Below are 25071 nucleotides of genomic sequence, written 5' to 3' on the forward strand. Positions count from 1 at the left end.
CAAACCGCACGCTTTGCAGCACCGGCCCGTCCTGTTCGACATCAGCGGCGACGCTGATTGTTTCGTATCGTTGGGCTTCGCCTTTGGCTCAGCCCAACCTACGTCATTCGGCCCACTTACGGCCCTGCAATTCCAACAAACTCTGCGCCTGTTCCGGCCCATTGCTGCCGGCGGCGTAAGGCCGTGGGTCCTGGTAGTTGTCCTGCCAGCCCTTGAGAATCGGGTCGACCCATTTCCACGCCGCTTCCACTTCGTCACGGCGCATAAACAGCGTTGAATCCCCTTCGATCACATCCAGCAGCAGGCGCTCGTAGGCGTCCCAGCGACGTTTCTGGCGGAAGGCCTGGGCCAGGTTGAGGTCCAGTTCCACCGGCGCCAGGCGCATGCCTTTGCCCGGGGTTTTGCCCATCAGTTGCAGGCTGATGCGCTCTTCGGGTTGCAGGCGAATGATCAGGCGGTTGGGTTGGGTGTTGTCGAACAGCAGGTGCGGCACCTGCTTGAAGTGGATGACGATTTCCGAGGTCTTTTTCGCCAGGCGTTTGCCGGTGCGCAGGTAGAACGGCACGCCGGCCCAGCGCCAGGTGTTGATCGCCACCTGCAGGGCAACGAAGGTCTCGGTGTCGCTGTCGTTGTCGACGTGCTTTTCGAAGTAATAGGCCGGTACTTCCTGGCCGCCGATCTTGCCGGCGGTGTACTGGCCGCGCACGGTCTTGTCGTGCACGTCCATGCCCTGAATCGGTTTCAGTGCCTGGAGGATTTTCAGTTTTTCATCGCGCACCGACTCGGCATTGAACTGCGCCGGCGCTTCCATGGCCACCAGGCACAGCAGCTGCAGCAGGTGGTTCTGCACCATGTCGCGCATGGCCCCGGAGCGGTCGTAGTAGGCGCCGCGGTTTTCCACGCCGAGGGTTTCGCACACGCTGATCTGCACATGGTCGATGTGCCCGCTGCGCCACAGCGGTTCGAACAGCATGTTGGCAAAGCGCAGCGCCATCAGGTTCTGCACCGTTTCCTTGCCCAGGTAGTGGTCGATACGGAACACCCGCGACTCATCGAACACCGCCCCGATCGCGGCGTTGATCGCCTTGGCCGACTCCAGCGAATGGCCGATGGGTTTTTCCAGCACGATGCGCGCGTTCGGCCCGGCCAGGCCGGCGACGCGCAGGTGGCGGGCGATGTCTTCGAACAGGTTCGGTGCAGTGGCCAGGTAGAACACCTGTACCCGCTCGCCGGCCGGCCCGAGGTGCCGGGCCAGGCGGCCGAAGTCGGCACTTTGCGAGGCGTCGATGGGGAAGTAGTCGAGGCGCTCGGCAAAGCTTGCCCAGGTCGCGGCATCCAAATCGGCACGCGCCACCTGGGCGCGGCAACGGCGTTCAGCCAAGGCCTGGTAAGCGCTGCGCGCCATCGGGCTGCGGGCCAGGGCCAGAATGCGGGTGTCCTGGTGCAGGCGGCCGTCGCGGTGCAGGTGGTAGAGCGCTGGCAGCAGCTTGTGCAGCGCCAGGTCACCGGTGCCGCCAAACACCAGCATGTCGCAGGGGATTGTTTGCAAAAGAGCCCTCCGGGAGTTAGCAGGCCTGGGATAGCGCACGGCTTTTTGCCCGTCGTGCGTGGTTTGGCTGGGCGTCGGGGAGGTCATGTAGTATAACTACACGCGCGCTACAACCCGGCCCGGCCGATCATAACTCATCAAAAGAGCCAAACCCTTGAACCTCTTGCAACACATTGCCCAGTCGCGTCACCTGTTACGAAAATCGGAGCTTAAAGTCGCCGATCACGTGCTGCTCGACCCTGCGGCCGTGATGCACAGCTCCATGGCGGATCTGGCCCACAGCGTCGGCATCAGTGAGCCGACCATCGTGCGTTTCTGCCGAGCCATCGGTTGCACCGGTTTCCAGGACCTCAAGCTGAAACTGGCGCAAAGCCTGGCCGCCGGTGCCAGCTTCGGCCAGTTCGCCATTCATGAAGATGACTCGGTCGCCGACTTCAGCCTGAAGATTTTCGACACCACCCTGCACACCCTTATCGAGGTGCGCGAGAAGCTCGACCCCAAAGCCCTGCAACACGCCATCGCCGCCTGCTCGCAAGCGCAGCGCGTGGAGTTCTACGGTTTTGGTGCGTCCGGCGCGGTGGCGGCCGATGCCCAGCACAAGTTCTTCCGCCTGCTGCTGACGGCCGCGGCCTACTCCGACCCGCACATGCAGGCGATGTCGGCGGTTACCTTGAAGCCGACCGATGTGGCCATCTGCATCTCGCAGTCGGGGCGTTCGAAAGACCTGCTGATCACCGCCAACCTGGTGCGTGAAACCGGCGCCACGCTGATCACCCTGTGCCCGAGCCAGACGCCATTGGCCGAGCTGTCCACCGTCAACCTGGCCATCGACGTGCAGGAAGACACCGAGATCTACACCCCGCTGACCTCGCGTATCGCCCACCTGGTGGTGATCGACGTGCTGGCCATGGGCGTGGCCATGGCCCGTGGGCCGACCCTGGTCAACCACCTGAAGAGCGTGAAGCGCAGTTTGCGCAGTTTGCGTTTGTCGCCCAAGTCGCTGAAAGCGGCGGACGATGCCCGCGCCGACTGACTCGACGCTCGAATGAAAAGCCCGCGAAAGCGGGCTTTTTTGTGGGCCACCGTCATCGGATGTTCATCGACCTGGCACACGACTGTCGTCTTCAACGCCCAGGCTGGTACTCCCGAATCCAACGATGGGAGCACACACATGACTCGTTATCTGGATGAAGCAAAACCCTACGAAAACGCTGCCGCGAAAACCAAACGCCAACAGGAAGACCAGCGCCGCATGGCCTACCGCCGGGCGATTGAAGACTTCACCGCCGAGCGCCGCCTGCAACTCGAGCTGGCCGACTTCCCCGACCTGCTTGCCGCCAACTACCTTGCCGCTATCCAGGCACCGCGCCGAAGCGGGCCGCCAAGCCACTGATCTGTGCGCGTTCGGCGCGGATAAAGGCGAAGAACGTCTGCGCCACCGGTGACAGGTACTTGCCGCGCGGGTGCACCAGGCACCAGCTGCGCATCAGCGGCAGTTCTACCACCGGCAGCTCGCGCAGGGCGCCGGTTTCCAGTTCGCGGCGCACCGCGTGCCGCGACAACAGCGCAATGCCGAGCCCGGCAATTACCCCTTCGCGTTGCGATTCCATCGAGCCGAGCTCGATGGTCTGCTGGAAGTGCGCGCGCTTCTGGTGGCAGTAATCCTCGATGGCTTTGCGCGTGCCCGAACCGGGTTCACGCACCAGCAGCGGCCAGGCGCAGAGGTCCTGCAGCTTGAGGTTGTCGCGGCCCACCAGCGCATGCTCGGGCGGCGCCACGGCAATGATCGGGTTGTCCAGAAACGGCAAGAACTCCAGCGACATGTCCTGCGGCACCTGGGACATGATCAACAAATCATCGCGGTTGGCGCTCAGGCGGCGGATGGTCTGCGCGTGGTTGACCACCACCAGTTGCAGGTTCACCTCCGGGTACTGACGCTTGAACGCGGCGAACAGGTGCGGAACGAAGTACTTGGCACTGGATTCCACCGCCAGGTTGAGCTGGCCCTGCAACGACCCCTCCAGATCCGACAGCTGCATATCCAGGCTTTCCAGACGCCCGAAAATATCGCTGCTGGCGCGCAGCAGTGCGTCGGCGGCTTCGGTTAGGTAGAGCTTTTTGCCGATGTAGTCGAATAACGGCTGGCCAATCAGCGCTTCCAACTGGCGAATCTGTAAGGAAACTGCAGGCTGTGTCAGAGAAATTTCTTCGGCAGCACGGCTGTAGGAGCGGCTTTCGCACACCGCCTGGAAAACTTGCAGCTGCCGTAATGTCATACGCAGCAATGACTTACGCATCGCTATGAGCCCCTGAGTGGCTGTCTGGTTGCGCAACTATAAGGCTTCGCTTATGCCTAACCCAATAATTAATCATTTTAGGTAATTGTTTCAGGGGGCTACGGTGTCAGCACGTTGACGCTTCTGGCGTTGCCCCGTTCAACCGGCTGAGGGCCAGCTTCCGTGATCAAGAAAATTCTGATCGCTAACCGTGGCGAGATTGCCGTCCGTATCGTGCGTGCTTGCGCCGAAATGGGCATTCGCTCGGTGGCGATTTATTCCGATGCCGACCGCATGGCGTTGCACGTCAAGCGTGCCGACGAAGCCCACAGCATTGGCGAAGAGCCGCTGGCCGGCTACCTCAACCCGCGCAAGCTGGTGAACCTGGCAGTGGAAACCGGCTGTGATGCCCTGCACCCGGGCTACGGTTTTCTCTCGGAAAACGCCGAGCTGGCGGACATCTGCGCCGAGCGCGGGATCAAGTTCATCGGCCCCTCCGCCGAAGTGATCCGGCGCATGGGCGACAAGACCGAAGCGCGCCGCAGCATGATCAAGGCCGGCGTACCGGTGACCCCCGGCACCGAAGGCAACGTGGCGGACATTCACGAAGCCCTCACCGAAGGTGACCGCATCGGTTACCCGGTGATGCTCAAGGCCACCTCCGGTGGTGGCGGCCGTGGTATCCGCCGCTGCAACAGCCGCGAAGAACTGGAGCAGGCCTTTCCACGGGTGATCTCCGAGGCCACCAAGGCCTTCGGTTCCGCCGAAGTGTTCCTGGAAAAATGCATCGTCAACCCGAAACACATCGAAGCGCAGATTCTCGGTGACAGCTTTGGCAACGTGGTTCACCTGTTCGAGCGCGACTGCTCGATTCAGCGCCGCAACCAGAAGCTGATCGAAATCGCCCCCAGCCCGCAACTGACCCCGGAACAGCGCGCCTATATCGGCGACCTCGCCGTGCGCGCCGCCCAGGCCGTGGGTTACGAGAACGCCGGTACCGTGGAGTTCCTGCTCGCCGAGGGCGAGGTGTACTTCATGGAAATGAACACCCGGGTGCAGGTGGAACACACCATCACCGAAGAAATCACCGGTATCGACATCGTCCGCGAGCAGATCCGCATCGCCTCCGGCCTGCCGCTGTCGGTGAAGCAGGAAGACATCCAGTACCGCGGTTTCGCCCTGCAATTTCGGATCAACGCCGAAGACCCAAAGAACAATTTCCTGCCCTCGTTCGGCAAGATCACCCGCTACTACGCCCCCGGCGGCCCCGGCGTGCGCACCGACACGGCGATCTACACCGGCTACACCATTCCGCCCTACTACGACTCCATGTGCCTGAAGCTGGTGGTCTGGGCGCTGACCTGGGAAGAGGCCATGGACCGCGGCCTGCGCGCGCTGGATGACATGCGCCTGCAGGGGGTGAAAACCACCGCCGCCTATTACCAGGAAATTCTCCGTAACGCGGAATTCCGTAGCGGCCAGTTCAACACCAGTTTCGTGGAAGCCCACCCGGAACTGACCAACTACTCCGTCAAGCGCAAACCCGAAGAGCTGGCCCTGGCCATCGCCGCCGCCATTGCCGCCCACGCAGGCCTGTGAGGAATACATTCATGAGCAAGAAGATCCACGTTACCGACACCATCCTGCGTGACGCCCACCAGTCGCTGCTGGCCACCCGCATGCGCACCGAAGACATGCTGCCGATCTGCGACAAGCTCGACAAAGTCGGCTATTGGTCGCTGGAAGTCTGGGGTGGCGCCACCTTCGACGCCTGCGTGCGCTTCCTCAAGGAAGACCCGTGGGAGCGCCTGCGCCAACTGCGCGCGGCCTTGCCCAACACCCGCCTGCAAATGCTCCTGCGTGGCCAGAACCTGCTGGGCTACCGCCACTACAGCGACGACGTGGTCAAAGCCTTCGTCGCCAAGGCAGCCGTCAACGGCATCGACGTGTTCCGCATCTTCGACGCCATGAACGACGTGCGTAACCTGCGCGTCGCCATCGAAGCGGTGAAGGCTGCCGGCAAACACGCCCAGGGCACCATCGCCTACACCACCAGCCCGGTGCACACCATCGAAGCCTTCGTCACCCAGGCCAAGCAGATGGAAGCCATGGGATGCGACTCGGTCGCCATCAAAGACATGGCCGGCCTACTCACCCCCTACGCCACTGGCGAGTTGGTGAAAGCGCTGAAAGCCGAGCAGTCGCTGCCGGTGTTTATCCACTCCCACGACACCGCTGGCCTGGCCGCCATGTGCCAGCTGAAAGCCATCGAGAACGGCGCCGACCATATCGACACCGCCATCTCCAGCTTCGCCTGGGGCACCAGCCACCCGGGTACCGAGTCGATGGTCGCCGCCCTCAAAGGCAGCGAATTCGACACCGGCCTGAACCTGGAACTGCTGCAGGAAATCGGTTTGTACTTCTACGCCGTGCGCAAGAAGTACCACCAGTTCGAAAGCGAATTCACCAGCGTCGACACCCGTGTGCAGGTCAACCAGGTGCCGGGCGGGATGATCTCCAACCTGGCCAACCAGCTCAAAGAGCAGGGCGCGCTGAACCGCATGAACGAAGTGCTGGCCGAGATCCCGCGGGTGCGCAAAGACCTCGGCTACCCGCCGCTGGTTACCCCGACCTCGCAGATTGTCGGCACCCAGGCGTTCTTCAACGTGCTGGCCGGCGAGCGCTACAAGACCATCACCAACGAAGTGAAGCTGTACCTGCAAGGCGGCTACGGCAAAGCGCCCGGCCAGGTCGACGAGAAACTGCGCCGGCAGGCGATCGGCAACGAAGAGCTGATCGACGTGCGCCCGGCCGACCTGCTGAAGCCGGAGATGGACAAGCTGCGCGCCGAAATCGGCGCGGTGGCCAAGTCGGCTGAAGACGTGCTGACCTACGCCATGTTCCCGGACATCGGGCGCAAGTTCCTTGAAGAGCGCGCGGCCGGCACCCTGACCCCGGAAGTGCTGCTGCCGATCCCCGAAGCCGGTCGTGTGGCCAGCGCGGGCGGCGAAGGTGTACCGACCGAGTTCGTCATCGACGTGCACGGCGAAAGCTACCGTGTGGACATCACCGGCGTCGGCGTGAAGACCGACGGCAAGCGGCACTTCTACCTGTCCATCGACGGCATGCCGGAAGAAGTGGTGTTCGAACCGCTGAACGAATTTGTCGGTGGCGGTGGCGGCAGCAAGCGCAAAAACGCCAGCGCCCCGGGCGATGTCAGCACCACCATGCCAGGCAATATCGTCGATGTGCTGGTGAAAGAAGGCGACGTGGTCAAAGCCGGCCAGGCCGTGCTGATTACCGAAGCGATGAAGATGGAAACCGAAGTGCAGGCACCGATTGCCGGTACCGTCAAAGCCATTCACGTGGCCAAGGGCGACCGCGTCAATCCAGGTGAAGTGCTGGTGGAAATCGAGGCGTAAAAACTTCGGTCTCTGTAGGAGCGGCTTCAGCCGCGATGCTTTTGGCGCCTGTTCGGGCCAATCGCGGCTGACCGGAGCGCCGGCCGGCCGCTCCTACGGGATCGTGGTTTGGATTAGGACACCCGCTCACCGCACAGGTCGAGCGCAAACCACTGCTCCACATCCGCCTGATTCAGCCCCGCCCCGAGCAAGCCAAACAACTTGCCCAACGCTGCCTCGCGGGTCATGCCGCCAGCTGAAATCAGCCCGGTACTGAGCAACGCGCTACCCGCTGCATACACCCCAAACTCGACATGCCCCTGCGGACACTGGCTGATCGCGGCCAGCACCACACCACGCTCATGCGCCGCCTTGAGCACGGCCAGCAATTCGGCGTTGTCCGAAGGACCGGTGCCCACGCCATAACATTCCAGCAACAGTGCCTGCGCGCCGGTATTGAGCAACGCTTCGGCGTGGCTGGCGAGTACGCCGGGGTACAGCGGCAGCACGGCGATGTTCACTGGCTGACGGCGCACCCGGTAGCCGAGCGCTGCCGGAACGCTGTCGGCGCGCTCACCGACGCGATGACGCGGCTGCACGGTGAAGGCATCGAATGCCTCGCTGCGCAGCTTGCTGACCCGCGCGCCATGCATCAGTTGGCCATTGAAGTACAGGTGCACGCCCGGACTGACCCCGGCCTGCAGCGCCTGCATGGCACCGACCAGATTGCCCCAGGCATCGCTGCCCTCGGCGCCGGCCGGCAGCATCGAGCCGGTGAACAGCACCGGCACATCCAGGCCCAGCAGCAGAAAGCTCAAGGCCGCCGCGCTGTAGGCCAGGGTGTCGGTGCCATGCAGCACCAGCACGCCATCGAAGGCGCCTTGGGCCACGGCCTCGACAATCACATCGCGCATCGCCAGCCAATTGGCCTGGCTCATGTTGGCGCTGTCGAGCAACGGCAGCAGCTCATGGAACTGCCAGTCGATGGCCACGGGCGGCGACAGACTCTGCAGGTGTTCGCCCATGCGCGCTTCGAAGCCGCCCGCTGGCGCCAGGCCCTGGGCCGTTTGCAGCATGCCGATGGTGCCGCCGGTATAGAGCACGAAAAGCTTCATGCCGGATTCCTTATTGGGGATCAAAAAACATCGCGGCTAAAGCCCCTCCCACAAGGGACTGCGATCCCCTGTGGGAGGGGCTTTAGCCGCGAGCTCTTTTTACGCAGGTTGCAGCATACATGGCCAACCCGCAGAGACGAGAATGCCGCGCCCGCGACTAAACGGGAGCGGCATCCATTGAAAAGTGAAGCGTGGGTTTATCGGTGGCTGGTAGCCAGCCGCCCATCGATCGCTTCACTGCTGGCCTGCGCTTGTGGCGCGGTAGGCCAGGCATCGCGATCCAGGTCCAGATCGGCGAATTTACGGGCGTCGAACACCGGAGTGGCGACACCAGCTTTGCGTTGCTCGTCGTAGTCGCGCATCACCCGCAGGCCGACTTTGATCAGCATGGCCAGGGCGATCAGGTTGACGAAGGCCAGACAGGTCATGGTGATGTCAGCGAAGGCGAACACGGTGGAGAGGTTCTGCATCGAGCCCCAGCAGATCAGCGCCAGTACCAGACCGCGATAGGTCAGCAGCGCCGCACGGCTTTTGCCGAGGAGGAACTGCAGGGCGTTTTCGCCGAGGTAGTAGTTGTAGAGGATGCAGGTGAACACGAACAGGCTCAGGGCAACGCTGACGAAGATCCGGCCCCAATCGCCGACCACTGCCGCCAGAGAGTTTTGGGTCAGGACAATGCCGTCACCTTCAAAACCTGGGGTGTAGAAGCCGGAGAGCAGAATCAGCAAGGCGGTGCAGGTGCAGATCACGAAGGTGTCGAGGAACACGCTGAACGCCTGCACCACGCCCTGGGCAACCGGGTGTTGCACGCTGGCCACGGCGGCCACGTTAGGCGCACTGCCCAGGCCCGCTTCGTTGGCAAACACGCCACGCTTCACACCCATCACGATGGCGCTGCCGAGCAGGCCGGCGAAGGCAGGCTCAAGGCCGAAGGCGCTCTTGACGATGGTCACCAGCATGCCGGGCACCAGGTCGATCTGGGTGAAGATCACGTACAGGGTCACGCCGATGTAGGCCAGGGTTTTCACCGGCACCAGCAGGTCGGACACCGAGGCGATACGCTTGATGCCACCGACGAATACCAGACCCAGCAGCACGGCCAGACCGATACCGGTGTACTGCACCGGGAAGCCGAAGGCATTTTCCAGCGAGTGGGTCACGGTGAACGATTGCAGGCCGTTGAAGGCGAAACCGTAGGTCACCAGCAGCAGCACGGCGAACACCATGGCCATCCAGCGCAGCTTCAGGCCGTGCTGAATGTAGTAAGCCGGGCCGCCGCGGTACAGGCCGTCACCGTCGGCGCGCTTGTACAGCTGCGCCAGGGAGCATTCGAAGAAGCTGCTGCTCATGCCGACCAGCGCAGTCACCCACATCCAGAACACGGCACCGGGACCACCGAGGGTCACGGCAATCCCGACACCGGCGATGTTGCCCGCGCCGACGCGGCCGGCCAGGCTCAACATCAGTGCCTGGAACGAGCTGAGTTGGCCGCCACTGCTGCGCAACGACTGCTTGAACACGCTGAACATGTGGCCGAAATGGCGGAACTGCACGAAGCGCGAACGGATGGTGAAGTAGCTGCCCAGGCCGACGATCAGCACGATCAGCAGCTTGCCGGACAGGAAGTCATTGAGCATTTCAAGCATGGGAGGTTTCCTCGACTCTTATTGTTCGAATGCAGCAGGTGGGTTGCAGCTAACGAAGTGCGGGTAACAGGTACGGCAGTACAGCTGGCAGAAAAAACGTTTCGAAAAATTCGTGGGGCGCATGGTTGGCCAGCGCTCGCCGTGTAGGCAATTTCGCGGGTCGATTCGATGTGATGCGAGTTGATGCTATAGTCGCGCCGCTCGCATCACCGGAGGGCAGCATCGTGTCGGACAATCTGGGCATCAATCTGAAGTTGCTGTGCAGCCACTACCGCTCTATTGCGGAGGTTTGCCGCCTGCTGTCGATCAACCGCGCGCAGTTCAACAAGTACCTCAGCGGGCAAAGCCAGCCGACGAGCTACAACCGCAAACGCATCGGCGATTTCTTCGGCGTCGAGGAGTACGAGCTGAGCCTGCCGCCGGAGCAGTTCGCCCGTCTGATCGGCGCGCGCCTGGCCGACACCAGCAACATGCCGAGCAACGACCCGCTGTCGAACCTGCTGCAACCGCTGCGCGAGCATTCCACCAGCCTGTCGCGCTACTGCGGCTACTACTTCGAATACTCCAACTGCATGTCGGTGCCGGGCACCATCCTGCTGTCGTTGGTGCATTTGCGTGAGGAGCGCGGGACTTTTCTGTTCGAGCGCCAGGAACGCCAGGAACGCTCGGCCAGCGCAAACGTGCAGGCGGAAGACTGGGTGCGCTGCCGCTATCTGGGCGCGGCGTTTCACCTGCAGGACCGGGTGTTTCTGATCGACTATGAGTCGCTGACCCTCAATGAAATGAGCCAGACCATCCTGATTCCCAGCTACAAAAGCCGCATCACCCGCCTGAACGGCCTGAAGACTGGCGTCTCCAGCGGCGACCGGCGCACGCCGGCCTGTACCCGGGTGGTGTGGGAATATCTGGGCGAGGAGATCAACCGGGTAAGCGCGTATCGGCAGGTGATGCTGTACCGGCCGGATGACCCACGGATTGACGAAGACATTCGTCAGCGGCTCACCGTAGGGCCGATCAGCAATGGCCTGTTCGAGATCGAGTAGCCCCCAAAGCATCGCGGCTAAAGCCCCTCCCACAAGGACCTGCGATCCGCGTGGGAGGGGCTTTAGCCGCGAACTCCGGCAAACATCAATTGCCGATTAAAACGCCAACTGCCACTGCGCAATCACGCCATGGTTCTGCGCGTTGCTGCCCATTTCCCCGGCATAACCCAAGCCCAGGGTCTGGGTGGCAGTGAGGCCCACATCAAAGCCCGCTTCCAGCAGCAAGCTGTTGCGGTCCAGCGCCGTACCTTGCGCGCTGAAGCTGCTGCCGCCGCTGATAAAGGCCTGACGGGTTTCGCTGTCGACGTTGCCGTAGGTGTGGCGCCAGCCGACGCTCATGCGTGGGGTGAAGCTCATGCCGTTGTCGAACTGACCGAGGTGGGCGATGCGCAGGCCCAGGGTGCTGCTGACGTTGTCCTGGTCTTGCGAGTCGACGTGCAGGGCGGCGTCGCCGCCTTTTTCGTTGTAGGCATCGCGGTTGTAGCGCTGGTAGCCGAGGGCGGCGAACGGCTCGGCCAGCAGGCGGCCGTCAGCGTACTGGTAGGCCAGTTCGGCGAAGGCTTGCTGGCTGTCGGCGTCGTAGTCGCCGTGCAGTTTTTCATTCACCCCGGCAAAGCTGACCCGGCGTTTGTTCTCGCCATCGTGGCTGCTGTAGGCGGCGCCCAGGCGCAGGGCCAGTTGGTCGAACTGGGTTAGGGCGTAGACACCGACGTGGTAGCTGTCGATATCGCCCGAAGCGCCCTGGCCGGCATCGACGTCGGTGCGCGAGTAACCGCCGACCACGCCCAGACGCCAGTCTTGGGTCATCGCCCAGTCGGCACCAAACAGGGTGCCGGCAGTGTTCTGGTCAACATCGCTGCTGCCGTGTTCGCCGTCTACCGTGCCGTGGCTGCCGAGGGCTTGAACCCACAGACGGCCGGCGGCTTTCGGGTCGTGCAGACCGCGCGCTTCATTGGGTACACCGACGGACACCAGTTGCGGACCGTCATCGCGCAGGATCGAAGCCTGCAAGCTGCCACCCAAACCGCCGAGTTGACTCATGGCGCCTTGCATCACGGTACCGACCTGGCTCGATCCAGCCAACGTAGCCGCAGCCATGCTGGCGTTGCTGGCGCCGGACAACTGCTCCAGCGCCTGGCTGGCGGTAGCGCTGTCGGAGGTCAGCAGGGCGTTGTACAGGCTGCTGTTGGTTTGCGTGGCCAGGTTGTTGGCCAGGTTGCGCGCGCTGTCGGTGGTCGCCAGCGCGGCGAACGCGGTGTCGTTGCGGGTCAGTTGCAGCTCCACCGACGTGGCGGTGTAGGTGAGTGTGGGGGTGAGGAAGGCGAAGTTGTTGGTGACTGTGCCGAACTGGCCGGTAACCCCGCCGGTGGCGATCAGCAGGCTGCTGTGGCTGGCATAACCACTGCCGTTGGCAGTGAGGTTGAGGGTGGCGTTGGCCAGGGTCGCGGTGCCGCTCACCTGCACCGGCGCACCGCTGGCGTTGAGGTCGTAGTTGAAGGTCGAGCCGCTGTTCAGTTGCAGGCTGCCTAGGCGCCCGCTGCCGCCGTAGCTGGCGCCGTTGGCGACAGTGAGCAGGCCACCGATGCTGCCCTGGTTGATCAGGCTGGCGCCGCTGGCCACGCTGCCGCCGGCGCTGAAATCGCTACTGCTGACCGTCCATTTGCCGCCAGCGACGGCCAGGGTTTCGAAGTTCTGGCTGTTGTCGAAGGTGCCGCTACCGCTGCCACCCAGGGTCAGGGTATCGCTGCCAGCGCCACCATCCACCAGGCCGCCAAAGGTGCCGCCGGTGAGAACGGTCAGTTGGTCATCGCCAGTGCCCATGTCCACGGCCAGGCCGTTGAGGCCGACGATGGAGCCGGCGTTGCTCAGGCTGTCGTTGCCTGCGCCCATTTGCACAGCCGCCGCCGCAGTGGTGCTGTTCAACTGGTCGACGCGCACCGACTGGGTGCCGCCGCGAATCACGCCGCCAGCGAGGTTGGTCAGGCTGTCGGCGAAGTTGCCGACCAGGCCAATGGCCGTGCTGTCGGCGCCGATGATGCTGCCACCGTTGGTGATGGTCGCAATGCCGCCAACCGCGGTCGCGGTGCCGCGTTGGGCAGCGATCGAGGTGCCGTTGGCGCCGTCGTCGATAAGGATGCCCTTGGACTGCCCGAAGATCTCGCCACCGGCGTAGTTGCTGATGGTGCCGCCACCGGCAGCGATGCCGTCGGCGCCGTTGGGGAAACCGCTGGAGTCGACGCCACCGGCGCCCAGGCCTTCGATGCGGCCGTAGTTGGTGATGCTGGCGATTCCGTCGATGTCCACGCCGTCGCCGTCACCGTTGTTGGCGGTGCTGTAGCCGGTGCTGCCGCCGAGGTGTTCATAGACCTTGCCGGCGCCGGCGTAACGGCCGCTGATCAAACCGTAGTTCACCACCGTACCGACGCCATCGCTGCCCACGCCCGAACCGTTGCGCCCGATGATCTGCCCGCCTTTGTAGTTGGTCACGGTAACGCCGGCATCGGAGGTCACGCCATGGCGGGGGCCGGAAATGGTGCCCCAGTTGTTGACGGTGACAGCCAGCTTGGAATCGATGGCGTCTGCCGCTGAAGTGGCAGAGCTACAGGCGCTGATGTAGTCGGGGCATTTGGTGTTGACCAAGCCCTTGCTGATGATGGTGCCGTAGTTGTTGATGGTGGTGTTGCTGCCCGGGCGGATGGCGTCGTCGTTGTCCGACTCGATCAGCGCGCTACTGTTGGTGGCCGAGCCGTTGTTGATCACTTTGCTGCCCGTGCCGGTGGCATCGCGCATATCCAGCGCTTGGCCGCCGCTGGTCCCACTGGCAGTCACCTTGATGGTGCCGTTGTTGTTCAACACCAGCGAGGTATTGGCTTTTTTTACCCGAATGGCGTCGGCGCTGACCGTGGTAATGCTGCCGTCGTTGTTGATAACGAGGTTGACGCCGTTGGTGTTGCTATCCACTGCACGGGCATCTTCACCCGTGTTGGTGTTTGCCAGGGTGCCGCTGTTATTGAGGGTGACCGTACCACTGGTGCCGGTGATATCCACGGCCTCGGAGTCAACGTTGACTTGCAGCTTGCCGCCATTGGCGATGGTGCCGGCTTCACCCGAGGTCACGGTTTTGATCACCGTGTCGGTGGTACCGCTGGCAACGCTGAAACTGGCGGCCTGCGCCACGCCGATGCTGGCCGCTTGCAGGGCGATGACCAGGGGCAGCAGACGGAAGCTGGAGGTGTGGAAATGCATAGATCTCACCGCTCTTATTAGAAAAAGTGCGGCGACTATGCGTGCGGCTTGTTACAAACAGTTGACGAGGCGGTACGCCAGAATCGCCACCCACCACCGTCGCCCCAGCGCAGGCTGGGGCCCAGAGTTGAGGACTGTACGAATGTCTACGTCCGACACGAGATTCTGGATTCCCGCGTACGCGGGAATGACGGTGTGAGGCGAAAATTATTCCTCGCGCAACGCCTTCAACTCCTGAAGCTGCTGCCCTTGCGCGTCAAAGTTATCCACCGCCAACCAGCGCTCATACCCCTTGGCAATGCCCGGCCATTCGCTGTCGATGATGGAGTACCAGGCGGTGTCGCGGTTGCGGTCTTTGACCACCAGATGCTGGCGGAACAAGCCTTCGTAGCTGAAGCCGAAACGCTCGGCGGCGCGCTTGGAACGGGCATTGCCGTTGTTGCATTTCCATTCCAGGCGGCGGTAGCCGTGGTCGAAGGCATTCCTGGCCAGCAGGTAGATCACCTCGGTGGCCTGCACGCTGCGCTGCATTACGCGGCCGTAGCAGATATGACCGATCTCGATGCTGCCGTGCGCTGGCGCAATGGTCAGGTAGCTGAGCAGGCCTTGCACCTGGCCGCTGGCTTGTTCAACCACGGCGAAGAACAGCGGGTCTTTGCTGGCGGCGTTGTTGCTCAGCCAGATATCGAACGCAGCGCGCTCGGTAAACGGGCCGTAAGGCAGGTAATCCCACAGCAGCGGGTCGGAGTCGGGGCCTTGCAAGGCGAGCCACAGGTCATCGCCATGGCGCGCCGGGTCGAGGGCTTCGAGGCGCACGGTGCGGCCTTGCAGGGTGTCGCGGGTAGGGGCGGCGACGGGTGTCCAGTTCAGGTGCGGAGTCAGGCTCATGGGGCGATTCCTGGCGAATTAAGTGAAGAGTTTGCGGTACTGCACGAAGCCGGAACGGTCGGCAATCTTGTCGTACAGGTGCATGGCGTCAGTATTGGTTTCGTGGGTCAGCCAATGCACGCGGGAAGCGCCCGCCGCCTTGGCCGCCACGTAGACATGCTCGATCAATTGGCGGCCGACGCCACCGCCACGAATGCCGTCCTCTACATACAAGTCCTGGAGGTAGCAGTAGTTGCCCACTGTCCAGGTCGAGCGATGGTAAATGAAGTGCACCAGGCCGATGGCCTTGCCGTCTTGCCAGGCCAGCGCGGCATTCATCGGCTCGGCGCCGTCGAGAAACCGTTGCCAGGTGACGTCGCTGGTTTCGTCGCTGATCACGGTTTTGTAGAAGCGCTGGTAGCCCTGCCACAAAGGCAGCCAAGCGGCGTGGTCAGCGGCGGTGATGGCGCGGATGGTCAAGGTGCTCATGGTCGGTCCTTCAGGTAGAGGCATGGGGCGGCATGCGCGCGGCCAGCTCGGCTTCATTGTTCAAACCACTGCCGGCGAGGTTAGCGCGCACGCTGTCGTAATCGGTTTTGTCGCGGTTCTGGCCGAGCTTCCACTTGCCTTCGAGGCGTTCGATGGGCAGCTCGAAACCGACGATGGCGCGCAGCATGCTGTCGATATAGGCCGGCGGCGCTTCATCGAGGGTCCACGGCTGGGCGCGGCCCTGCTCATGGCGCTGGGTCAGCTCGCCAAGTAACTGGCGCAGGCGCTGCGGGTCGTCGAAGGTGTCGGCGTGGCCGTAGGCGTGGATGGCGATGTAGTTCCAGGTTGGCACCGCTTTGCCGTGTTCGGCTTTGCTCGGGTAGTAGCCGGGGCTGATATAGGCCTGCTCACCAGGGAAGATCACCAGCACCTCGGCACCGGCCTGAAAGCTTTTCCAGTGCGGGTTGGCTTTGGCGAAATGCCCCTTGAGGGTGCCAAGGCGGCCTTCACCAGGCACCAGCAGCAACGGCAGGTGGCTGGCCTGCATGCCGTTTTCATCGTGACTGACCAGAATCGCCAGGGGTGTCTGCACCATTTGCGCGTGCAGGGTGGGCAGGTCTTCTTCGCGGAATGCAGCGGGCGTGTACATGGTGAACCTCCAACAGATGGACCGATCCTAGGGCAGCTATTGGTCTGTTGTAAGAGCCATTTATGGCAAATTTCATGGAGCCAATGTAGGTTGGGTTGAGCGCAGCGAAGCCCAACAGGGAGCCCAGAGGGCTCCGCGTGGAAATTTCCCCGAGACCGATACGCGCCGTCCTGCGGCCGGCCTGTTGGGCTTCGCTGCGCTCAGCCCAACCTACGAGAACTTCGTTATGTCGCCTACCCCGTTGCCTTTCGACCCTTCCGGCATTCACCTCGACCGCAAGCACGGCCTGTCGCGCCAGCTGTATCAAGCCCTGCGTGAACGCATTCTCGGCGGTCAGCTCGGCAGCCTGGTGCGCCTGCCCGCCACCCGTGATCTGGCACAAGCCCTTGGGGTATCGCGCAATACCGTGGTGCGCGCCTACGACCAGCTGTATGCCGAGGGCTACCTGCAGGGCCGGATCGGCGACGGCACTTACGTGGCGGAGTTGGCCACCAAGGGCCGTGGCAAGGCGCCCAAAAAACCAGTCGCCCCCCCCGCCAGCGCACCACAGAGCAATCTGCTCGAACGACTGCAGACCGAACATTTGCCCGAGCCACGCCTGGATGCACCGCGCGCGTTTCGGGTCGGTATTCCAGCCTTCGACCTGTTTCCCTTCAACACCTGGGCGCGCCTGCAGGCCAATTTCTGGCGCCGCCCACCCATGGCCAGCCTCGGTTATGCCGACGCCGCCGGCGACCCGCAGTTGCGTGAGTTGATCGCCGCTTACCTGCGCAATAGCCGCGGCCTGGTCTGCGACCCCGGCCAGGTGATCATCACCAGCGGCGCCCAGCAGGCCATCAGCCTGTGCGCGCAAATGCTGGTGAATGTCGGCGATGGCGTGGCGGTGGAAAACCCCGGCTACCGCGCAGCCGGCAAAGCCTTCGCCCTGGCCGGTGCGCGCCTGCACGGCGTGGCGGTGGACGAAGAAGGCTTCGATACCCGCCAGTTGGCCAGCTTGAAAGAATGCCGCCTGGCCTATGTCACCCCTTCGCACCAGTACCCCACCGGGGTGACCCTGTCGCTGCCACGCCGTTTGCAGCTGCTGGAATGGGCAGCCCGTGAACAGGCCTGGATCGTCGAGGACGACTACGACGGCGAATACCGCTACCGCGGTACGCCGCTGTCGCCCTTGGCCGCGCTGGATCAGCACGGCCGCGTGCTGTACGTCGGCACCTTCTCCAAGATCGCCTTTCCCGGCCTGCGCCTCGGTTACCTGGTGGTGCCGCCCGCGCTCACCCAAGCCTTCAGCCAGGTGCGCGCCCTGGGCGTGCGCCACTCGGAAATCGGCACCCAGGCGGTAATGGCCGAATTCATTGCCGCCGGGCATTTCCAGCGCCATATCCGCCGCATGCGCCGCGCCGCGCAGGCGCGCCGGGATGCCCTGCTCAAAGGCTGGCCAAGCGACGTGGCGGGCTGCCAGCCCTTGCCGCAAGTGGACGCCGGGCTGCACCTGAGCGTACGGGTGGCGAGCCGCCAACGCGAGCTGGAGCTGGTGACCAAGGCCGCGGCGGTGGGCGTAGAACTGAATGCCTTGAGCGATTACTGGCTGCCTGATTCGCCCGGCACTGAAGATGATCGTGCCGGGTTGGTGATGGGTTTTGCTGGCGTGAGCGAAGCCCATATTGCCCAGGCGCTAACCGCCTTGAAGAGCGCCTGGAAACCTACGTGATGTCCGCCACCCATAAAGCGTCTAGCCAAGGTTCGCCACGGAGTCCACCCATGCAAGCGCTGCTAACCGAAATTCTCGATGAAGTCCGCCCCCTGATTGGCCAGGGCAAAGTGGCCAGTTATATCCCGGCACTCGCCGAAGTGCCTGCTGCCCAGTTGGGCATTGCCGTGTATGGCAACGATGGCGAGCTGTTCTGCGCCGGCGATGCCAATACGCCGTTCTCGGTGCAGAGTATTTCCAAGGTGTTCAGCCTGGTGCAGGCCATTGAGCATTCCGGGGAGACGATCTGGGAGCGGCTCGGTCACGAGCCGTCGGGGCAACCGTTCAATTCGCTGGTGCAGTTGGAGTTCGAGCGTGGCAGGCCGCGCAATCCGTTTATCAATGCCGGCGCCTTGGTGATCTGCGATATCAACCAGTCACGCTTTGCTGCGCCGGTGTTGTCGATGCGTGATTTTGTCCGGCGGCTGTCGGGCAACCTTGAGGTGACGGTCGACCGCCATGTGGCCGAGTCGGAATACCAGCACCGCGCGCGCAACGCGGCGATGGCGTATCTGATGCAGTCGTTCGGCAATTTCCATAACGATGTAGAGGCGGTGCTGCGCAGTTACTTCAGCTACTGCGCACTGCGCATGAGCTGCGTCGACCTGGCGCGGGCGTTCTGTTTTCTCGCAAACGATGGCTTCTGCAAACACAGCGGCGAACAGATTCTGACCGCGCGGCAAACCCAGCAGGTGAACTCGATCATGGCCACCAGCGGGCTGTATGACGAGGCGGGTAACTTTGCCTACCGGGTCGGGCTGCCGGGCAAGAGCGGGGTCGGCGGCGGCATAGTCGCGGTGGTGCCGGGGCGCTTTACGGTGTGCGTGTGGTCGCCGGAACTGAATGCGGCGGGTAATTCGCTGGTGGGCATGGCGGCGCTGGAATTGTTGAGTCAGCGCATTGGTTGGTCGGTGTTTTAGTTTTTGTTGGCGACACGATCCTGTAGGAGCGGCTTCAGCCGCGATGCTTTTGATGGGCAAGAGCATCGCGGCTGAAGCCGCTCCTACGGGGCACACCAAGCGGAATAAAAAAAAGGAGACACAGCTTGCGCTGTATCTCCCTGAAGGGCTTGGGATGAGTGGCCCCAATGCCTGGTGACTGTGTAACGGGGTGGCGTCAGACCGCTGCTTTGAGCGGCACCAGACGCGGTGCAATCATGTTTTCCGGGCGCAGGATCTCGGCCAGGCTGGCGTCATCCAGCAGCTGTTCCTCACGCACCAGCTCCAGTACGCCACGGCCACTTTCCAGCGCCTGCTTGGCGATGCGGGTGGCGTTTTCGTAGCCGATGTAGGGGTTCAGTGCGGTGATCAGGCCGATGGAGCTTTCCACCAGTTCGCGGCAGCGTTCTTCGTTGGCGGTGATGCCGACGATGCAGTGCTCGCGCAGCATGTCCATGGCGCGTTGCAGCAGGCGGATCGAGTCGAAGATCTTGTAGGCGATCAGGGGCTCCATCACGTTCAGTTGCAGTTGGCCGCCTTCGGCCGCCATGGTCAGGGCCAGGTCGTTGCCGATCACTTCGAACGCCACCTGGTTGACCGCTTCCGGAATCACCGGGTTGACCTTGCCGGGCATGATCGAGCTACCAGGCTGACGCGCCGGCAGGTTGATTTCGTTGATGCCGGTACGCGGGCCGCTGGAGAGCAGGCGCAGGTCGTTGCAGATCTTCGACAGTTTCACCGCGGTGCGTTTGAGCATGCCGGAGAACAGCACGAAGGCGCCCATGTCCGAGGTGGCTTCAATCAGGTCGGCGGCCGGCACCAGCGGCTGGCCGCTGATCACTGCCAGACGCTCGACAGCCAAGGCTTGGTAGCGCGGGTCGGCGTTGATGCCGGTGCCAATCGCGGTGCCGCCCAGGTTCACTTCGGTAAGCAGCTCCGGCGCCAGGCTTTTCAGGCGCGCCAGGTCTTCACCGAGGGTGGTGGCGAAGGCGCGGAATTCCTGGCCGAGGGTCATCGGCACGGCGTCTTGCAACTGGGTGCGGCCCATCTTCAATACGTGGCTGAATTCCTGGCCTTTGGCGGCGAACGCCTGGATCAGGCTGTCGAGGCTGGCCAGCAGGGTGTCGTGACCCAGCAGCAGGCCCAGGCGAATGGCGGTGGGGTAGGCGTCGTTGGTGGACTGCGCCATGTTCACGTCATTGTTGGGGTGCAGGTATTGGTACTCGCCCTTGTTGTGGCCCATGGCTTCGAGGGCGATGTTGGCGATCACCTCGTTGGCATTCATGTTGGTCGAGGTGCCGGCGCCGCCTTGAATCATGTCGACCACGAATTGGTCATGGAACTCGCCACGTACCAGACGGGCACAGGCTTCGCTGATCGCCGCATGCTTCGGGGCGCTCAGGTGGCCCAGTTCACGGTTGGCATCGGCTGCCGCCTGCTTGACCATCGCCAGGGCAACCACCAGTTTCGGGTAGTGCGACAGCGTCACGCCGGACAGGCGGAAGTTGTGCACAGCCCGCAGGGTCTGAATGCCGTAGTAAGCGTCGGAAGGAACTTCGAGGGTGCCAAGCAGATCTTTTTCGATGCGCGATGATGCAACAGGGGACATGATGAGGTTCATCTCAGGGTAGGCACGGGCTAGGCCGCGATGCAGGCTAGACTAGGGACGGACACGCTTTTAGGCCAATGCTGTTAAACACTGGGGTATGCACAAACGGCATAATGCAGGTGTGACTGCCGCTTGTCGGCGAGCGTAATTAGCGGTATCGCACGGGAGATCCCATGAACCTCGAAAGCAAATGGCTGGAAGATTTCGTCACCCTGGCCGGCACCCGCAGTTTTTCCCAGGCGGCGCAGAAACGCTTCGTCACCCAGCCGGCATTCAGCCGACGGATTCGCAGCCTGGAAGAAGCCCTGGGCCTGACGTTGGTGAACCGCGCACGCACGCCCATCGAGCTGACCGAAGCCGGGCAATTGTTTCTGGTTACCGCGCGCAGCGTGATCGAACAGTTGGGGGAGGTGGTGCGCCACCTGCATCACCTGGAAGGCCAGCAAGGCGAGGTACTGCAATTCGCCGCCGCCCACTCCCTGGCGCTGAGCTACTTCCCGGCCTGGATCGCGCGCTTGCGCAACGAAGGGCTGAACATTGCCAGCCGCCTGGTGGCGACCAACGTTGGCGAGGCCGTGCATGCCCTGCGCGAAGGCGCCTGCGATCTGATTCTGGCGTTCTACGACCCGGACGCCGCCTTGCAGATGGACCCGGAAATCTTCCCCTCGATGCTGCTCGGGCGCAGCGAAATGCTGCCGGTGTGCGGTGTGGATGCCGAGGGCAAGGCGCTGTTTGATCTGGACAGCGGCCAGAGCGTGCCGCTGTTGGCCTACAGCGCCGGCGCGTTTCTCGGCCGTTCGGTGAATGCCTTGCTGCGCCAACGCGGCCTGCGGTCGACCACGGTGTATGAAACCGCGATGGCCGACAGCTTGAAGAGCATGGCCCTGCAAGGCCTGGGCGTGGCCTGGGTGCCGCGTCTGAGCATCGGCGCCGAGCTGGCCCGTGGCGAGCTGGTGGAATGTGGCGGCCCGCAGTGGCAGTTGCCACTGGAGATCCGCCTGTACCGCTGCGCCCTGGTGCGCAAGGCGGCGATCCGTCTGCTCTGGCGCAAGCTTGAGGCCGGGGTCGGCGCGCAGGCGCAGGCCTAAGCGGTTTGCACCGCGGCGTTGTGGTTGCTCGCCGCGGCCGCTGCACGCGCCCCTTCACTCTGGATCAACTGCGCCGCCTTCTCGCCAATCATGATGCACGGCGCGTTGGTGTTGCCGCTGATCAGCGTGGGCATGATCGAGGCATCGGCCACCCGCAGGCCCTGCATGCCTATCACCTGCAGCGCGGGGGTGACCACGCTCAGGGCATCCACGCCCATCTTGCAGGTGCCCACCGGGTGGAACACGGTGGCGGCGTAGTCGCGGATATAGGCCAGCAGTTGTGCGTCGCTCTGCACCTCGGCACCGGGCAGCATTTCCTTGCCGCGCAGGGCATCGAAGCTGCTGTCGGCCAGCACCTTGCGCGCCAGCTTGAGGCCTTCGATCAGCACCTTGGCGTCGTCCATGTCGGCGAGAAAGTTGTAGTCGATCTCCAGTTCGCGCTGCGGGTTCAGGCGCAGTTCACCAATGGATTTGGGCCGCAGTACGCAGGTGTGTACGGCGTAGCCATGGCCCCATTCGAACAGGCGGCCGCGGTGGCTGCGGTAGCCCGGCACGAAGTGAAATTGCACATCGGGCAGCGCCTCGGCCAACGGCGTGCGGGCAAAGCCGCCGGCTTCCACGTAGTTGGTGGTGAGCCAGCCTTTTTTCTGCAGCAGGTATTTGATTGGCGAGGCGAGGATGCTGCCCAGCGAGCCCCAGGAAAAACCCAGGGTCAGCGGGCTGGCCGAGCGCACGGTGATCAGGCCATCAAGGTGGTCTTGCAGGTTCTTGCCCACCCCGGGCGCATCGCACACCAGCGGCACGCCGGCGGCTTCCAGCTCGGCGCGCGGGCCGATGCCGGAGTTGAGAAGAATCTGCGGTGAGCCAATGGCACCGGCACACAGAATCACTTCGCGGCTGCAGTTCAGGGTCAGTGGCTGGCCGTCCTTGAGCAACTGCAAACCACGCACTTGAGTACCCTCGCACAGCAGCGATTGCACGTTGCAGCCGGTCAGCACCGTCAGGTTGGCGCGCTCACGCACCGGCGCGACAAAGGCGCGGTAAGCGGACAGGCGCTTGGCGTTTTTCTGCGTCAGGTTGTAGATGCCGGCGCCTTCCAGCTCGCCGCCATTGAAGTCGTCGTTGGTCTTGATGCCCACCCGTGCGGCCGCTTTTACGAACAGCGTCGATAGCGGGTTGGGGTCACGGGCTCGGTCCACCAGCAACTCGCCCAGCGTGCCGTGCAACGCCGGGTTTTGCCCGAGCAGGTTGCGCTCGGATTTCTTGAACAGCGGCAGCACGTCGGCCCAGCTCCAGCCCGTGCAGCCCTGCTCGGCCCAGCGGTCGTAGTCCGAGGCGTCGCCACGGATGTAGATCATGCTGTTCATCGAACTGGAGCCGCCCAGGGCCTTGCCCCGTGGCGTGTGCAGGCGGCGGTTGTTGAGTTCTTTCTGCGGCGTGGAGAAGAAATTCCAGCTGAAGATTTTGCTCTTGTACAAGGTGATGGTGCCGGCCGGGGTTTGCACCCGCGGGCTGGCATCGCTGCCACCGGCTTCGAGCAGGCACACGCGCACGGCGGGGTCGGCGCTCAGGCGGTTGGCCAACACGCAACCGGCCGAGCCGGCGCCGACGATGAGGTAGTCGTAGTCAGGCATGGGTGCCTCGCTTGAAAATGTGTTTAAGCGCATCGCGGCTAAAGCCCCTCCCACAAGGAAATGCGATCCCTGTGGGAGGGGCTTTAGCCGCGAAGCTTTTGCTCTTAATGAACTTCGGCCAGATCGTCGTGCAGCAGCTCGAGAATCCGCCGTTTCATGCGGATGAACTCGGGCTCCATCACCACGTCCATGGACCGCGGGCGGTCCATGGGCACGTCCAGCACTTCCTTGATGTGCCCAGGCCGGGCGCCCATCACGTAGATGCGGTCGGCCAGCAGAATGGCTTCGTCGATGTCGTGGGTGACGAACACCACGGTCTTCTTGGCGTTACCCCAGACCTGCAACAGCAGTTGCTGCATCTGCAAGCGGGTCTGGCTGTCGAGGGCGCCGAACGGTTCGTCCATCAGCAGAATCTGCGGGTCGTTGGCCAGCGCCCGGGCAATCGCCACGCGCTGCATCATGCCGCCGGAGAGCTGCTTGGGGTAATGCCGGGCGAACTTGGCCAGGCCCACTTCGTTCAGGTAGAACTCGACGATGGTGTTGATCTCATCGCCCGGCAGGCCGCGGCGCTTGAGGCCGAACTCGATGTTCTGACGCACCGTCAGCCAGGGAAACAGGGTGTAGCTCTGGAACACCATGCCGCGATCAGCGCCCGGGCCTTCGACCTTTTTGCCGCCGACATAAATGGCGCCATCGCTCGGCTCGGCCAAACCGGCAGTGAGGTACAGCAGGCTGGATTTACCGCAGCCTGACGGGCCGACGATCACCGCAAATTGCTGGTCCGGCACTTCGAACGAAACGTTGTCGAGCGCGGTAAAGGTTTCGCCACTCGGCGACTGGTAACGCAGGCTTACACCCTCCACCTTCAGGCGGCTTTCCACGGCGGCGTACTCGCTGAGGGCCGGCATGATGTAGGGCTTGGTGGAGGTCATTGTGCCCATGCGGCAATCCTCAGACGGAGCAGACGGAAGAGTTGGTCGGTGATCAGCCCTAGCAGGCCGATGATGGCGATGGCGAGGAAAATCACGTCCACCTGAAAGCCGCGCATGGCCTTCAGGCTGATGTAACCGAGGCCGCTGGAAGCCGCCACCAGTTCAGCCACTACCAGGTAGGTCCAGGCCCAGCCCATGGTCACCCGCAAAGTGTCGAGCACGCCGGGCAGGGAGGCCGGGCCGAGTACATGGAAGACCACGTCACGGCGGGTGGCGCCGAGGGTGTAGCTGGCATTTACCAGGTCCTTGGAAACACCTTTGGACACATCGGCAATCATCACCAGCTGCTGGAAAAAGGTGCCGAAAATAATCACCGCCACTCGCTGCTCCAGACCGATGCCGATCCACAGAATGAACAGCGGCACAAACGAGGTCACCGGCAGGTAGCGGATAAAGTTCACCAGGGGTTCGAGGAACGCCTGCACGATACGAAAGCTGCCCATCAGCAGGCCCAACGGCACCGCCACCAGGGAAGAAATGGCAAAGCCGATCAGCACCACTTCAAGGCTGGCGCCGACGTGTTTGGCCAGGGTGCCATCGTTGGTCAGGCGCACGGCGGCGTCGAACACCGCACCAGGGGTGGGCAGAAACATGGTCGGCACCACGCCGCCATAGGACAGGCCGACCCACAGGCCGAGGACTGCCAGCCAGCACAGGGTACTGGCGGCAAAAATGAGTTTTACCGGCAGACCGACCTTGGGGGTCAGGCAGCGGTTGATCCAGGAACGAGCAGTGGCCACAGCGCCACCTCCACATAAGGCAGGGAAACACGGCAGAAAGAA

At 63.2% G+C, this 25071-nt stretch carries 20 protein-coding genes; 8 read left to right on the forward strand and 12 right to left on the reverse strand.

Annotation, left to right across the window (positions count from 1 at the left end):
* Positions 1-103: 103 nt before the first annotated feature.
* The gene (gene zwf / locus C8K61_RS05195; RefSeq protein WP_218277800.1) at positions 104-1528 is read right to left on the reverse strand and encodes a glucose-6-phosphate dehydrogenase; all 1425 of its coding nucleotides are present in this window, start codon (positions 1526-1528) and stop codon (positions 104-106) included.
* Positions 1529-1703: 175 nt separating this feature from the next.
* Here zwf and hexR point away from each other — a divergent pair, with 175 nt between their 5' ends.
* Complete coding sequence (gene hexR, locus C8K61_RS05200; protein WP_108095141.1) at positions 1704-2582, forward strand: transcriptional regulator HexR; 879 nt, start codon at positions 1704-1706, stop codon at positions 2580-2582.
* Positions 2583-2720: 138 nt separating this feature from the next.
* A complete protein-coding gene (locus C8K61_RS05205) occupies positions 2721-2942 on the forward strand; it encodes a PA3496 family putative envelope integrity protein (protein ID WP_108095142.1) in 222 nt (73 codons plus the stop codon).
* Here the strand turns inward: C8K61_RS05205 and C8K61_RS05210 are convergent.
* A complete protein-coding gene (locus tag C8K61_RS05210; RefSeq protein WP_108095143.1) occupies positions 2902-3846 on the reverse strand; it encodes a LysR family transcriptional regulator in 945 nt (314 codons plus the stop codon). The genes C8K61_RS05205 and C8K61_RS05210 overlap by 41 nt on opposite strands.
* A 162-nt stretch (positions 3847-4008) precedes the next feature.
* On the opposite strand from C8K61_RS05210, the gene C8K61_RS05215 reads away from it, so the two are divergent.
* Together C8K61_RS05215 and oadA are read left to right on the forward strand one after the other, a co-directional pair.
* Entirely contained in the window at positions 4009-5424 is a 1416-nt protein-coding gene (locus C8K61_RS05215; protein WP_108095144.1) for an acetyl-CoA carboxylase biotin carboxylase subunit, read from the forward strand.
* Between the two features lie 11 nt (positions 5425-5435).
* A complete protein-coding gene (gene oadA / locus C8K61_RS05220) occupies positions 5436-7247 on the forward strand; it encodes a sodium-extruding oxaloacetate decarboxylase subunit alpha (protein ID WP_108095145.1) in 1812 nt (603 codons plus the stop codon).
* 113 nt (positions 7248-7360) lie between these two features.
* Here the strand turns inward: oadA and C8K61_RS05225 are convergent, their stop codons facing one another.
* Positions 7361-8365 (reverse strand): asparaginase, encoded by a 1005-nt coding sequence (locus tag C8K61_RS05225; RefSeq protein WP_371919970.1) that lies wholly within the window; start codon positions 8363-8365, stop codon positions 7361-7363.
* A gap of 173 nt (positions 8366-8538) precedes the next feature.
* The gene (locus C8K61_RS05230) at positions 8539-9987 is read right to left on the reverse strand and encodes a sodium:alanine symporter family protein (RefSeq protein ID WP_108095147.1); all 1449 of its coding nucleotides are present in this window, start codon (positions 9985-9987) and stop codon (positions 8539-8541) included.
* A 224-nt stretch (positions 9988-10211) separates the two neighbouring features.
* Between C8K61_RS05230 and C8K61_RS05235 the strand changes: the two genes are divergently transcribed.
* Positions 10212-11030, forward strand: coding sequence for a Cro/Cl family transcriptional regulator (locus C8K61_RS05235; protein WP_108095148.1), 819 nt, complete (start codon positions 10212-10214; stop codon positions 11028-11030).
* 96 nt (positions 11031-11126) lie between these two features.
* Here the strand turns inward: C8K61_RS05235 and C8K61_RS27115 are convergent, their stop codons facing one another.
* The 4 genes from C8K61_RS27115 to C8K61_RS05255 form a co-directional block, all read right to left on the reverse strand.
* The gene (locus tag C8K61_RS27115) at positions 11127-14276 is read right to left on the reverse strand and encodes an autotransporter domain-containing protein (RefSeq protein ID WP_108095149.1); all 3150 of its coding nucleotides are present in this window, start codon (positions 14274-14276) and stop codon (positions 11127-11129) included.
* A gap of 207 nt (positions 14277-14483) precedes the next feature.
* The gene (locus C8K61_RS05245) at positions 14484-15158 is read right to left on the reverse strand and encodes a GNAT family N-acetyltransferase (protein ID WP_108095392.1); all 675 of its coding nucleotides are present in this window, start codon (positions 15156-15158) and stop codon (positions 14484-14486) included.
* A 24-nt stretch (positions 15159-15182) separates the two neighbouring features.
* The gene (locus C8K61_RS05250; protein ID WP_108095150.1) at positions 15183-15632 is read right to left on the reverse strand and encodes a GNAT family N-acetyltransferase; all 450 of its coding nucleotides are present in this window, start codon (positions 15630-15632) and stop codon (positions 15183-15185) included.
* 10 nt (positions 15633-15642) lie between these two features.
* On the reverse strand, positions 15643-16281 hold the full coding sequence (locus C8K61_RS05255; protein WP_108095151.1) for an FMN-binding negative transcriptional regulator: 639 nt from the start codon (positions 16279-16281) through the stop codon (positions 15643-15645).
* Between the two features lie 226 nt (positions 16282-16507).
* Here C8K61_RS05255 and C8K61_RS05260 point away from each other — a divergent pair, with 226 nt between their 5' ends.
* A complete protein-coding gene (locus tag C8K61_RS05260; protein ID WP_108095152.1) occupies positions 16508-17989 on the forward strand; it encodes a PLP-dependent aminotransferase family protein in 1482 nt (493 codons plus the stop codon).
* A gap of 50 nt (positions 17990-18039) precedes the next feature.
* A complete protein-coding gene (glsB, locus tag C8K61_RS05265) occupies positions 18040-18948 on the forward strand; it encodes a glutaminase B (protein ID WP_108095153.1) in 909 nt (302 codons plus the stop codon).
* A gap of 196 nt (positions 18949-19144) precedes the next feature.
* Here glsB and aspA read toward each other — a convergent pair whose 3' ends face one another.
* A complete protein-coding gene (aspA, locus tag C8K61_RS05270) occupies positions 19145-20575 on the reverse strand; it encodes an aspartate ammonia-lyase (protein WP_108095154.1) in 1431 nt (476 codons plus the stop codon).
* 173 nt (positions 20576-20748) lie between these two features.
* Between aspA and C8K61_RS05275 the strand changes: the two genes are divergently transcribed.
* Positions 20749-21663 (forward strand): LysR substrate-binding domain-containing protein, encoded by a 915-nt coding sequence (locus C8K61_RS05275; protein WP_108095155.1) that lies wholly within the window; start codon positions 20749-20751, stop codon positions 21661-21663.
* Here C8K61_RS05275 and C8K61_RS05280 read toward each other — a convergent pair.
* The 3 genes from C8K61_RS05280 to C8K61_RS05290 all read right to left on the reverse strand — a co-directional run bounded on the left by C8K61_RS05280 (position 21660) and on the right by C8K61_RS05290 (position 25029).
* A complete protein-coding gene (locus tag C8K61_RS05280) occupies positions 21660-23297 on the reverse strand; it encodes a GMC family oxidoreductase (protein WP_178086423.1) in 1638 nt (545 codons plus the stop codon). The two genes, C8K61_RS05275 and C8K61_RS05280, sit on opposite strands and share 4 nt — an antisense overlap.
* A 104-nt stretch (positions 23298-23401) precedes the next feature.
* On the reverse strand, positions 23402-24229 hold the full coding sequence (locus C8K61_RS05285; RefSeq protein WP_371919972.1) for an ABC transporter ATP-binding protein: 828 nt from the start codon (positions 24227-24229) through the stop codon (positions 23402-23404).
* Entirely contained in the window at positions 24226-25029 is an 804-nt protein-coding gene (locus C8K61_RS05290; protein ID WP_108095158.1) for an ABC transporter permease, read from the reverse strand. The genes C8K61_RS05285 and C8K61_RS05290 overlap by 4 nt, the downstream gene beginning before the upstream one ends.
* Between the last annotated feature and the right edge of the window lie 42 nt (positions 25030-25071).

The organism is Pseudomonas sp. GV071 (assembly GCF_003050835.1).
Taxonomy (GTDB): Bacteria; Pseudomonadota; Gammaproteobacteria; order Pseudomonadales; family Pseudomonadaceae; genus Aquipseudomonas.